At 46.6% G+C, this 15,185-nt stretch carries 1 protein-coding gene; it reads left to right on the plus strand.

The window, feature by feature from the left end; translation table 11 throughout:
* Positions 1-272: 272 nt before the first annotated feature.
* The gene (locus HGO23_RS11105; RefSeq protein ID WP_209026645.1) at positions 273-15,149 is read left to right on the plus strand and encodes a non-ribosomal peptide synthetase; all 14,877 of its coding nucleotides are present in this window, start codon (positions 273-275) and stop codon (positions 15,147-15,149) included.
* Positions 15,150-15,185: the final 36 nt, after the last annotated feature.

Here is a 15,185-nt window from a genome sequence, read left to right on the forward strand (position 1 = left end):
AATCATTGGCCGATAAATATTAACTATTTTTCATGAAGGAGAGTGTTGAAAGATTGCGAGATTATCTGTAATAACATTATGATAGATGATGCCAATACCTGTTAACCGAAAATAACAATTTAATATTGAAAGATATAAAACAAAATATAGCATCCTTAATTATATCAATGCTAAAACATAAATTAATTAAGGTCAGGCAAATAATTAAATCTACTCATTTACACCATAAATTACAAATAACTTGTAAACGGAATACATTCGTATAATTTATTATGATAATATCTGAGAATTCATTGCATCCGAACTTATATCCCCTCCATCCTTCTCAGGAAGATGTGTTTTACGAACAAGCGCTTTATGAGAATAATCCGATACACAACCTCAATTGGTATACTGTAATAGAAGAAGAGGTCGATATAGCCCTGTTACAAAAAGTGTGGAACGTATTACATCAACATATTGATATGTTGCGCTTGCGTATATCGGTTAATTCAGATAATGAAGCGATACAATATATTGAAGAACAGAGTATACCGGAAACAATTATATTTCATGATGTTGCCATGCAGGCTGAACCAGAAAAATCAGCAATACTCTGGATGCAGCAACAACTTGAAATACCAATGGATTATTTGAAGGAAACGCCATATCAGATTTTCTTGATCCGTCTGGCTGATGAAAATTATTATTTCTTCACTAAAATTCACCATATTATGATTGATGGTGTCGGATTATACCGGCTTCATAAATATGTCCATAAATTATACAAATGCTTTAAGGATAGCACATCAATAGCATGGCTGTCAGATATTCCACAATATTTAACAACAATAACCAAGGCAAGAGAATATTTAAGCACTCTTCATTATGAAGAAGATAAAAATTATTGGCTTAATTTTCTAAAAGAAAATGAAATACACCAGTTAACGCCTTACTATAAAAATACAGGGCCTGGCAATAGTACGTTAATATTACCCCTTAAAACTAAAAAAGATTTACTTGTTTTTTGCAGTGAGCATAAAACTAACTTACTGGCTGTCTTTTCTGGTCTTATCACCATTATGATGATAGAACTTACCGGGCAACAAGAGTTGGTATTTAACACGATCACACATGGAAGAAGGGAAAAATCAGAAAAATATGTTGTTGGCATGCAGGCAAGTACGTATCCCGTGTATTGTCACATCTCAAGCACATCCAGTGTGATTGAACAGATTAAGCGAATGGAATTAGCACTGAAAGACAGTTATCGTCACAGTAAATTTCCTCATTCACATCTTACTCGGCTTGCGAGTCAGCATAGGTTTTCTTTACCCAACATATCTATATTTTATGAACGTTTTTATGAATCAGCCGCTGAAATTACCGAAAATCAATATTATCATCTGGATGAAGTATTTAATATTTATCCTATCGTCTTTCGATTGAAAGATTATGGATATGATCAGGAACTAAAAATAACGATAGATTATCGACAGGAATATTTTAGTGAACTGGATATCAGCAGAATACTTGAACGATCACAAAACTTATTCGTTGCCTTAATCAACAATCCTGCATTGTTAGTCAGTGAATTACCTATTTTATTAGAGCAGGAACGCCAAACATTACTGCATACCTGGAACCAGCCCGATATACCGCATCCGCAAGACCATACTCTCCAGCAGCAATTTGAGGCTCAGGCGGCAGCCAGACCGGACAGCGTGGCGCTGGTGTTTGAAGGGGAAACGCTGACTTACCGCCAGTTAAATGAACAAGCGAACCAGCTGGCCGCTGTGATCCGGGCACAGTATCAGCAGCAGCGCAATGAACCCATGCCTGTTGATACGCTGGTAGCTTTGTATCTTGATCGCAGTCTGGAAATGGTCATCAGCATACTGGCGGTGCTGAAAGCCGGCGGGGCTTATGTCCCGATATCTCCGCAATATCCGCCTGAACGTATCCGGTTTATTTTGCAGGATACAGCATCACCTTGTGTGGTGACCCAAAAACAGTATCTGGCAACGCTGGAAGAATATACCCGGACACAGGTTGAGCCGCCGGCATTGATAGCGGCGGATGATCAGGCCGTGACAGAAAACCCGCCGGCAGAAAATCCGGCTCCCGTAAGCGGAGCTATGGATCTGGCTTACGTCATCTATACCTCGGGCACAACCGGGCAACCGAAAGGCGTGTTGCAGACACATCATAATGTTGTGCGTTTATTTGCGTCCACTCAGGGAGATTATCAGTTTGACCAAAATGATACCTGGGTGCTTTACCATGCTTACACCTTTGATTTCAGTGTCTGGGAATTATGGGGCGCATTGCTCTATGGCGGGCGTCTGATTATTCCAACAACAGAATACACAAAGGATTTCGGCAGATTCAGCCGCCTCTGTTCTGATCAGAAAGTTACCGTATTAAATCAGACGCCGGGAGCATTTTATGCCTTTATTGAGGCATCACTGAATATGGATGCTGAATTTCCCCATCTTCGCTACGTGATTTTCGGCGGAGATAAACTGAACCCGGTTCAATTAAAACCCTGGTGGGATCATTACGGCGATCACTCTCCGGCCCTGATTAATATGTATGGGATCACTGAAACAACCGTACATGTTACCTACAGGAAATTAACCCAGGATGACGCGATAACAGCATCCAATATTGGCCGGCCGTTAAATGATATGTATGCCTATGTGTTGAATCATGCCGGGCAGCCTGTCCCTATTGGTGCTCCCGGAGAGTTATACATCGGCGGAGCCGGACTGGCGCGCGGGTATTTAAATCGGCCTGAACTGACCGCCGAGCGGTTTGTGGCAAATCCGTTTGCTACAGACGAGGATAAAGCACGGGGTTACTCCCGCCTGTATAAAACCGGCGATTTAGTCCGCTGGTTATCGGATGGCAACCTGGAATATCTGGGGCGCAATGATTTTCAGGTCACGATCCGCGGTTATCGTATTGAACTGGGGGAAATTGAAAGTGCACTGGCTTTGCACCCACAGATCAAGCAGGCGGTAGTGATTGATCGCGAACATGAAGGTAATAAAACACTGGTGGCTTATTTGGTTGCGGAAAATACGGTTGCGGAAAGCGAACTTTCAGATAATGAGCTGTTCAGACACTTATCTGACCGCTTACCGGAATATATGGTGCCGGCCAGTTTTACCCGTCTTGAATCAATTCCGCTGACCCTGAATGGTAAAGTGGATCGTCGGGCATTACCAGAACCTGTCTGGGTAAATAGAGACAGTTATGTTGCACCCCGCAATACACTGGAAACTCAGCTCTGTGCCATTTGGCAAGAGGTATTGGGGCTGAAACGGGTTGGCATTGAGGATAACTTCTTCCGTATTGGAGGCAACTCCCTGACAGCGGTTAAACTGACCGCCGCCATTCGCCGGGTTCTGGCAACCGAGGTATCACTGGCACAACTGTTTGAGCTGAAAACTATCGCTGGCCTGATAACCCAAATGGCACAGCAGACCTATACGGTTATCCCCCACCTGCCACAGGAGAGCTACCCATTATCGTTTGCTCAGGAGCGGATGCTGTTTATCGAGCAGTTTGAACAAGGCTCTGATGCCTATCATATCCCTTATCTGGTTCAGCTGGATAATGATGCCTGCCTGCCACTGTTAGAAACCGCCATTAACCGGCTGGCTGAACGCCACTCAGTAATGAAGATGGTGTACCACAGCGATGATGCAGGCCAGATTTACCAGCAAATATTGCATGAAAATCTGGTTATCAAATCCCAATCCTGTGACGATGTTAATGCGCTTTTGAACACCGTTCGCGCTGAAATAGCCACCCCGTTTGATTTGACCACAGAACCTAGCCTGCGCCTGTGTCACTATCCGGTTGCTGACAGTGCTGACAGCCACTATTTATTACTGTTATGGCACCACATCGCCATTGATGGCTGGTCAATTGATATCTTTATGGATGAACTGGCGGAAATTTACCACTCCTTGCGGGAAAACCGGGACAACCAGCTTCCGCCTCTGGATATCACCTACGGGGATTATGCCGCATGGCAACGCGACTATTTACAAGGTGACATACGTGAACGCCAGCTTGCTTACTGGCAACAGACTTTAGCCAGCCATGAATCACTGGCCTTGCCAACAGACCGCCCCAGACCTGCTCAGGTGAATTATCAGGGACGTAATTTCAGTTTTGTGCTGAATACCCGGCTTTCTGAACAATTAAGAAGTCTGGCAAAAACACAGGAAACGACTCTGTATACGGTGTTGCTCAGTGCCTTTTATGTCACGCTGGCAAAATTATCCGGGCAAAACGATATCATACTGGGGACTCCAACCGATAACCGCCACCATGTCCAGACTCAGCCCCTGATTGGGATGTTTGTCAACTCACTGGTCTTAAGGGCGCAGCTGCAACAAACTGTCAGCGTGGAAGTCCTGATTGGGCAGATCCATAAGCAGGTTGCCGAAGCCAAGGCCCATCAGGATATGCCGTTTGAACAGCTCCTTGATGCCCTGAATATTGAACGTGATACCGCCCGCCACCCGATTTTTCAGGTCATGTTTGGTTTGCAGAGCTTTGGAGAAAATCCGTCAGACAGCCGCCTGCCATTCAGGCCGGTGACTCTGGATGAGCCATTATACAGCCCCGCCAAGTTTGACCTGAGCCTGTTTATGTCCGATGGACAAACCGAGATTACCGGTTGCCTGAATTACGCAGTCAGCCTGTTTGATGAAGCCACCATCGTGAGGCTGACAGAAAGCTATCAACGGGTGCTGACCGCCTTTGTGGCAAACCAGAAACAACCACTGTCCGCGCTCGATATCCTGTCTGCACAGGAGCGCTATACCCTGCTGCATACCTGGAACCAGACCGATGCGCCTTATCCGCAGGATAAAACCCTGCAACAACTGTTTGAAGCCCAGGTGGAAAGAACACCGGATAACGTGGCACTGGTGTTTGAAAACGAAACACTGACTTACCACCAGCTTAACGAACGGGCAAATCAGCTAGCTTATGTGATCCGCGAATACTATCTGCAACAGAATTATCAACAACAGAATAATGAAACAATGCAGGCTGATACGCCGATAGCCCTGTATCTTGATCGCAGTCTGGAAATGGTGATCAGCATACTGGCGGTGCTGAAAGCCGGCGGGGCTTATGTGCCGATTTCCCCCGCCTATCCCGCTGAGCGAGTACAGTTTATTCTGACTGACATAGCGGCCCCCTGTGTGCTGACCCAACAGCGGCATCTGACCACATTGGCAGAATACATCCAAACACTCACGGAACAACCGGTACTCATCGCGGCGGATGACCGGACAATTACTACAGGCCAGTCTGTGGAAAATCCGGTGCGGATAAACCGGCCAACCGATTTGGCCTATATCATTTACACGTCAGGCACCACAGGTCAGCCCAAAGGCGTTATGATTGAGCACAAAAATGTGGCTCATATGGTGGCAACACAGGCTGAACTTTTTGATGCAACAAAGAGAACAAAAGCCTTAATGTTTGCTGCTTATGTATTTGATGGTTCTGTTTTCGAATTATTCCCCAGCTTATTTAATGGCCTGACCATTTACCTTTGCAGCGAAACAGAACGTCATTCCCATGCAGTTGCCAGACTCATTCAACGGGAAAATATTGAGATTGCCGTCTTACCCCCGGCCATCTTGAAATTGTTAATCGGCACGGAGTTACCCTCCCTGCAATTATTGGTTACAGCGGGAGAGTCTCCCTCCCTGGATTTTCTGGAATATTTCAGCCAATACAGCAGCGTACTGAATGCTTATGGCCCGACAGAAGCCACCGTTAAGGCGACCGGGAATGTGTATCAACGTGGGGACACTGCAACCAATATCGGCACAGCGAATAATAACGTCCGCCTTTACGTACTTGATAGTTATGGCAATCTGTCTCCTGTCGGCGCACCGGGAGAATTGCATATCGGCGGTGCCGGGCTGGCGCGGGGCTATTTAAACCGGCCAGAACTCACTGCCAGACGTTTCGTGGCAAACCCGTTTGCCACAGATAAAGACAAAGAATGCGGTTACACCCGCCTGTATAAAACCGGCGATTTGGTGCGCTGGCAACCGGACGGCAAGCTGGAATATCTGGGGCGCAATGATTTTCAGGTCACGATCCGCGGTTATCGTATTGAACTGGGGGAAATTGAAAGTGCACTGGCTTTGCACCCACAGATCAAGCAGGCGGTAGTGATTGATCGCGAACATGAAGGTAATAAAACACTGGTGGCTTATTTGGTTGCGGAAAATACGGTTGCGGAAAGCGAACTTTCAGATAATGAGCTGTTCAGACACTTATCTGACCGCTTACCGGAATATATGGTGCCGGCCAGTTTTACCCGTCTTGAATCAATTCCGCTGACCCTGAATGGTAAAGTGGATCGTCGGGCATTACCAGAACCTGTCTGGGTAAATAGAGACAGTTATGTTGCACCCCGCAATACACTGGAAACTCAGCTCTGTGCCATTTGGCAAGAGGTATTGGGGCTGAAACGGGTTGGCATTGAGGATAACTTCTTCCGTATTGGAGGCAACTCCCTGACAGCGGTTAAACTGACCGCCGCCATTCGCCGGGTTCTGGCAACCGAGGTATCACTGGCACAACTGTTTGAGCTGAAAACTATCGCTGGCCTGATAACCCAAATGGCACAGCAGACCTATACGGTTATCCCCCACCTGCCACAGGAGAGCTACCCATTATCGTTTGCTCAGGAGCGGATGCTGTTTATCGAGCAGTTTGAACAAGGCTCTGATGCCTATCATATCCCTTATCTGGTTCAGCTGGATAATGATGCCTGCCTGCCACTGTTAGAAACCGCCATTAACCGGCTGGCTGAACGCCACTCAGTAATGAAGATGGTGTACCACAGCGATGATGCAGGCCAGATTTACCAGCAAATATTGCATGAAAATCTGGTTATCAAATCCCAATCCTGTGACGATGTTAATGCGCTTTTGAACACCGTTCGCGCTGAAATAGCCACCCCGTTTGATTTGACCACAGAACCTAGCCTGCGCCTGTGTCACTATCCGGTTGCTGACAGCCACTATTTATTACTGTTATGGCACCACATCGCCATTGATGGCTGGTCAATTGATATCTTTATGGATGAACTGGCGGAAATTTACCACTCCTTGCGGGAAAACCGGAACAACCAGCTTCCGCCTCTGGATATCACCTACGGGGATTATGCCGCATGGCAACGCGACTATTTACAAGGTGACATACGTGAACGCCAGCTTGCTTACTGGCAACAGACTTTAGCCAGCCATGAATCACTGGCCTTGCCAACAGACCGCCCCAGACCTGCTCAGGTGAATTATCAGGGACGTAATTTCAGTTTTGTGCTGAATACCCGGCTTTCTGAACAGTTAAGGAGTCTGGCAAAAACACAGGAAACGACCCTGTATACGGTGTTGCTCAGTGCCTTTTATGTCACGCTGGCAAAATTATCCGGGCAAAACGATATCGTACTGGGGACTCCAACCGATAACCGCCACCATGCCCAGACTCAGCCCCTGATTGGGATGTTTGTCAACTCACTGGCCTTAAGGGCGCAACTGCAACAAACTGTCAGCGTGGAAACCCTGATTGGGCAGATCCATAAGCAGGTTGCCGAAGCCAAGGCCCATCAGGATATGCCGTTTGAACAGCTCCTTGATGCCCTGAATATTGAACGTGATACCGCCCGCCACCCGATTTTTCAGGTCATGTTTGGTTTGCAGAGCCTTGAAGAAAATCCGTCAGACAGCCGCCTGCCATTCAGGCCGGTGACACTGGACGATTCCCTGTACAGCCCCGCCAAGTTTGACCTGAGCCTGTTTATGTCCGACGGGCAAACCAGCATTACCGCTTACCTGAATTACGCAGTCAGCCTGTTTGATGAGGCCACCATCGTGAGGCTGACAGAAAGCTATCAACGGGTGCTGGAAGCCTTTGTGGCAGACCAGAAACAGCCGCTGTCCGCGCTCGATATCCTGTCTGCACAAGAACGCCATACCCTGCTGCATACCTGGAACCAGACCGATGCGCCTTATCCGCAGGATAAAACCCTGCAACAACTGTTTGAAGGCCAGGTGGAAAGAACACCGGATAACGTGGCACTGGTGTTTGAAGGTGAAACACTGACCTATCGACAATTAAACGAACGGGCAAATCAGCTAGCTTATGTGATCCGCGCACGCTATCAGCAACAGAATAATGAAACAATGCAGGCTGACACGCCGATAGCCCTGTATCTTGATCGCAGTCTGGAAATGGTGATCAGCATACTGGCGGTGCTGAAAGCCGGCGGGGCTTATGTGCCGATTTCCCCCGCCTATCCCGCTGAGCGAGTACAATTTATTCTGACTGACATAGCGGCGCCCTGTGTGCTGACCCAACAGCGGCATCTGACCACATTAGCAGAATACATCCAAACACTCACGGAACAACCGGTACTCATCGCGGCGGACGACCGGACAATCACCGCAGGCCAGTCTGTGGAAAATCCGGTGCGGATAAACCGGCCAACCGATTTGGCCTATATCATTTACACGTCAGGCACCACAGGTCAGCCCAAAGGCGTTATGATTGAGCACAAAAATGTGGCTCATATGGTGGCAACGCAGGCCGAATTTTTTGATGCGACAAAGAGAACAAAAGCTTTAATGTTTGCTGCTTATGTATTTGATGGTTCTGTTTTTGAATTATTCTCCAGCTTATTTAATGGCCTGACCATTTACCTTTGCAGCGAAACAGAACGTCATTCCCATGCAGTTGCCAGACTCATTCAACGGGAAGGTATTGAGATTGCCGCCTTACCCCCGGCCATCTTGAAATTGTTAATCGGCACGGAGTTACCCTCCCTGCAATTATTAATTACAGCGGGAGAGTCACCCTCCCTGGATTTTCTGGCATATTTCAGCCAATACAGCAGCGTACTGAATGCTTACGGTCCGACAGAAGTTACCGTCGGGGCAACCGGGAATGTGTATCAACGTGGGGACACTGCAACCAATATCGGCACAGCGAATAATAACGTCCGCCTTTACGTGCTTGATAATTATGGCAATCTGTCTCCTGTCGGCGCACCGGGAGAACTGCATATCGGCGGTGCCGGGCTGGCGCGGGGCTATTTAAACCGGCCTGAACTGACTGCCGAACGGTTTGTGGCAAACCCGTTTGCCACAGATAAAGACAAAGAATGCGGTTACACCCGCCTGTATAAAACCGGCGATTTAGTGCGCTGGCGCCCGGATGGCAAGCTGGAATATCTGGGACGCAATGATTTTCAGGTCAAAATTCGCGGTTACCGTATAGAATTGGGTGAAATCGAAAGTGCGCTTGCTTCCCATCCACAAGTCAAGCAGGCGGTGGTGATTGACCGTGAGCATAACGGTCATAAAGTACTGGCCGCTTATCTGGTCACAGATGCGATGTTATTAAATGAAATTCTGGTTGAGCACTTATCTGAGCGTTTGCCGGAATACATGGTGCCGGCCAGCTTTACCTTTATTGATTCGATTCCTCTGACCCTGAACGGCAAAGTGGATCGTCGGGCATTACCAGAGCCGGTCTGGGGGAATAAAAACGGTTATGTGGCGCCACGCAATGCACTGGAAACCCGGCTCTGTGCCATTTGGCAAGAGGTATTGGGGCTGGAACGGGTTGGCATTGAGGATAACTTCTTCCGGATCGGTGGTGATTCGATTGTCAGTATCCAGTTGGTCTCCAAACTGCGGCAGGCAAGCTTTTCACTGCAAGTTAAATCGATTTTTGAAGCACCGACCGTGGCCCGGTTAGCCCTGCTGCTGACACAATCATCATCCACAGAACAATCATCATCCACAGAAAATGTGGTTGCCGAACAGGGATTATTAAGCGGGAAATTTGATTTATTGCCTATCCAGCAAACTTTCTTCGACTGGGATTTACCGAATCCACACCATTGGAACCAGGCATTTATGATTCGGCTTCCCGGTAACATTAAGACGGCACAGATTGGACAGGCCCTGATAATGCTGGCTGAACGACATGATATGCTGCGTGCTCGCTTTATCGATACCGGAAACGGCTACTGTCAGTGCTATTCCGAGGTTCAGGACTATTCCTCCCTTTTACAGCACTGCAATATCCGAGGATTAAATAAGGAAGAGCTACATCAACAATTGACCCAATGGCAAAATGGGTTCGATTACAACAACGGGCCATTATGGCAAGCCGGGCACCTTACCGGGTATGCTGATAGCAGTGCCCGGTTATTCTTCGCATTCCACCATCTGATTATTGATACTGTGTCCTGGCGAATCATTGCTGAAGATATGCATTTGTTATTACAGGGCATAACATTACCACAGAAGACCAGCAGTTATCGGCAATGGGTAACCGCTGTCCATCATTACGCACAGCAGCATCAGGATGAAGTGCCCTACTGGCAACAAGTGATAGCAGGAAACAACATCAAACCCGCGCAGGGTGATCTCACTCGTCACCTGTTGAGCATTTCTACTGAGATGACGGACATACTTCTGCATGAAGCCAACACCGGTTACCATACTGAAATTAACGATTTACTGCTAAGTGCACTGACACTGGCCCTGCAAAAGACTTTCTCCCAAGCCGTAAACCACATCCTTCTGGAAGGACATGGACGGGAAACCATTGATAACAAATTGGATATTTCTGAAACCGTGGGCTGGTTTACTACAATGTATCCCGTTCGTCTGGCAATGCAGACAGATCTTACTGAAACCATCATTTACACCAAAGAGATGCTTCGTACTGTACCGAACAAAGGTATTGGTTACAGCACGTTACATCAAGCAGGACACCTGACCGACGATTTACCGATTATCAGTTTCAACTATCTCGGCCAGTTAGGAGGAGTCAGCCATCAAGACTGGTCCATAACCAGCGATGATTGTGGGACTGTGATAGCTAGCGAAAATAGCGGTCATTTACTACTGGGCATCAATGGTGCCATTCAGATGGGAAAACTACAATTTAGTGTGGATTCCCGCTTGCCACAGGCCCGGACAGAGATGTTTATCACAGCATTTGAGAAAGCACTCAACAGCGTCATCGCTACTGGTCAAAAGCAGGCCCAATCAGGAGGAGTAAAAACGCCCAGTGATTATGCTATGGAAGGGCTTTCAATCAAGCTTTTGTGCAATCTTCAACAGAGGTATCAGATTGAAGCACTGTACCCTGCCACCAGCTTGCAGCAGGGATTTATTTATCATCATCTGGCTCATCCACAAGATGATGCCTATCGTGTACAAATGCTGCTGGATTATCACACCAACGTCGATTTTGCTATCTACCAACAAGCCTGGTCACTGGCTTCGCTACGTTTCCCTATTCTCAGAACTGCATTTGACTGGGAAGAAAAAATATTACAGATCGTGACAATGGATACCAGTATTGGGCCAGCGAACTTCAAGATTAAAGATATCAGTCAGTTATCAGAAGAGAACCGAAACAAGGCGATTGATGAAATCCAACAACAAGATCGAACCCGGCCCTTTAATTTAAGTCAGCCCGGCTTAATCCGTTTCACTCTCATCAAGCAAAATGGACAGTTAGTCACAGTATTAATCACACAACATCATTGCATTGCCGATGGCTGGAGTAATCCGATTCTATTGCAAACTGTGCATGAGTATTACAACCAATTGATAAGCGGGCAAACGCCTCTGATTGTGGTGGAACAGGCTTATCTGGCAACTCAGCAATATCATCTGGATCATAAAGCTGAGTCAGATACCTATTGGTCGGAACGTAAAGCACAATTTCAAGGAGCCAACAATTTTTCTGCTCTGTTAAGTCATCACGTTGATTTAACGCAGATAAAAACGGTGGAAAAACCCGCTGAACAGCAACTCACTGTACAAGGAAGCGCTTATGAGCAACTTAAGAACATGTCCAGGACACAAGGTGTTACTCTGAATGTGATACTGCAATTTGCCTGGCATAAATTACTGCACAGCTATACGGGTGATGAACAGACCATTGTGGGCACTACCGTATCCGGACGCGATGTTCCAGTGGATGAGATTGAATCCAGTGTTGGCCTGTATATCAATACATTACCGCTGATGGTGCAATGGGATCAGGCAAACAGTGTGGCTACTGTTTTACAGGACATACAGAAAGATATCGCCGCACTCAATAGCCACAGTGCCGTTTCACTTGCCAGTTTACAATCCGATGGAGAACGATTGTTCCATAGCCTGCTGATCTTTGAAAATTATCCAGTTCCAGTCGCGAGCGAAAACAAGCAAGGTATAGAGCACACCCTGACATTCCGTCAGGCCGTCGAAAAAGTGGAGTACCCGATTTCGTTGATGGCCTATGAGCAGGGCCACAGTCTAATAATGAAATTAAGTTATGGTGAAGATTGGCTGACGGAAGAACAAGCCCGACGTTTGCTTTGTCAGCTCGAACGTATTTTGCACGCGGTAGCATGCAACCCGAATCAGTCACATACGTCAATAACATTCCTCAATGAAGAAGAGCGCCATACCCTGCTACATACCTGGAACCAAACCGATGCGCCTTACCCGCAGGATAAAACCCTGCAACAACTGTTTGAAGCCCAGGTGGAAAGGACACCGGATAATATCGCGCTGGTGTTTGAAGGAGAAACACTGACCTACCGCCAGCTTAACGAACGGGCAAACCAACTGGCTCATCATCTGATCGCATTAGGGGTTCGCCCGGACGACAGAGTGGCGATTTATGCCGAGCGCAGTCTCTATTTGGTCGTGGGATTGTTAGCTATTCTCAAGGCCGGTGGTGCTTATGTGCCACTTGATCCGGCACAGCCAAGCGAGCGGTTGGTCTATATGCTTAAAGACTCCGCACCTGTCGCATTGCTGACCCAAACGGCGTTGTTTGATGCCCTGACCAGCACCATGTCTGCGGCATCCTTACTGGCCGATTCTTTATCAGTAAATTCATTACCGATCATCACACTCGACAATCAGGGATCGTTAATAGCAACCCTGCCGGTTCACAATCCGAATATCTCAGAGCTGACTGCCGCCCATCTGGCTTATGTTATCTATACTTCTGGTTCAACGGGCCAGCCCAAAGGCGTGATGAACAGTCATCAGGCCCTGTGTAATCGGTTACTGTGGTTTGTTTGCGATATCGCGACATCGCCGCTGGTAGCCGCACTGAAAACCAGTATCAGCTTTGTCGATTCAATCACCGAAACACTGGGCACGTTGCTGGCTGGTGGCAAATTGGTGGTTTTCAACAACCATGATGTGAAAGATCCTATCCGTTTCAGTCAAGGTTTGCGCCACTTCGGGGTCAATTATCTGGTAGTTGTACCTTCACTGCTCAAACTCTTGCTACAAAATCGCGATGATAGTGATTGTCTGAAACCAATTCGCCTATTAATTTGCAGCGGTGAACGACTCGCGCCTGAGCTGGCACGACAGATTGTGACACATTACCCTCAGCTTCGGTTGTTCAATTTTTATGGTTCTTCCGAAATCAACGGCGATGCCACATGGTATGAATACCGTGCTGCTGAGGGTATACCGGAAGTCTCCGTGATCGGCAAACCGATCGCCAATATCCAAAGCTATATCCTTGACGGCTCTGGTCAACCTGTTCCCGTCGGGGTTACGGGTGAAATCTATATTGCTGGCCGAGGTGTTGCCCGTGGCTATCTGAACCGCCCGGAATTGACGGCTGAACGTTTCCTTATCGATCCATTCTCCCCACAGCCCAATACACGTATGTTCAAGACGGGTGATCTCGGTCGCTGGCTGCCTGATGGTAATATCGAGTATCTCGGTCGCAATGACTTTCAGGTCAAAATCCGCGGCTACCGCATTGAACTGGGGGAAGTTGAAAACGTCCTCACTTCTCACCCACAGGTAGAACAGGCGGTGGTAATTGACCATAATCACAACGGGAATAAAATCCTGGTCGCGTATCTGGCGGCAGATGGAGCACTGTCTGATGACACCCTGATCAGGTATCTCTCTTCCCGTCTGCCGGAATACATGCTGCCTGCCAGCTTTACTCGTATTGAATCCGTCCCGCTGACCCTGAATGGTAAGCTAAACCGCCACGCCCTACCTGAACCAATCTGGGGGGATCATAACAACTATGTCGCGCCCCGCAATGCGCTGGAAACCCAGTTATGTACTATTTGGCAAGAGGTATTGGGGCTGGATCAGGTTGGTATCGACGATAACTTCTTCCGTATCGGCGGTAATTCCTTGATGGCAATTAAGCTGACCACAGCGATACGCCATGAAATGGCAGTTGATATTCCTTTAAATGTTTTATTTAATTGCAAATGTATTTCTTTGTTATCTCAATGGCTAAAAACAGATAATGCAAAATTCAGCTTACTTAATTTCTTAACACCTGAATCAATTGCAATCAATAAATTGTTTATGGTTCATCCTGCTAATGCCGGTAGTGAAGTCTATGAATCTCTGGCAAATACCTTATCTGATGTGTATAACTGCATAGGCATCGATAATTATAATCTCTACTCAGATAATCAAATAGATTCACTACACCAAGTAGCTCAAATCTATATGGAGTTAATTCTGACAGAAACTGCTATTGATCAACCTATTCACATCTTAGGATGGTCATTAGGTGGACAATTAGCGATGGAGATTGCATTTAAATTAGAACAGCTTGGAGCAAAAAAAATTCAGCTATTCTTATTAGATGCTATCATTAATAACGATGAGTTAGAAGCGCTTAGAAACAAACTAGATATGTCAAATAAATATAAAGAGATTACTGAGAAATTACAGGCAATGGGCGCAAGTGATACTTATATCAATAAGGTATTGGAAGCAGTACCATTTGAATTTGGCATCGCTAACTGCAATTTAAGTGGAAAACTATCCCACACTAACATAACGTTATTTAAAGCTGGTAAAATGAGTCCGTTTAATAAAGAAGGAACTGGGTTCACGATGAATAAATTGATAATAGAAACACCGGATAATAATATTTCCCAATGGACAGTCAATCCATTATCAATTAAATTGATTGATGATCGTTATCACGAAAATATTATCGAAGCTGTTTCCATTATCAGCACAGAAATAGTCAATACATTCGAAATTAAGGATAATGTTACTATACCCTATAGATTTCAAGATGCAGTGTAGCCAACAAAGCTACAACTTGAAAGATGACGGGTATAT

Source organism: Xenorhabdus budapestensis, assembly GCF_017743015.1.
Lineage (GTDB): Bacteria > Pseudomonadota > Gammaproteobacteria > Enterobacterales > Enterobacteriaceae > Xenorhabdus > Xenorhabdus budapestensis.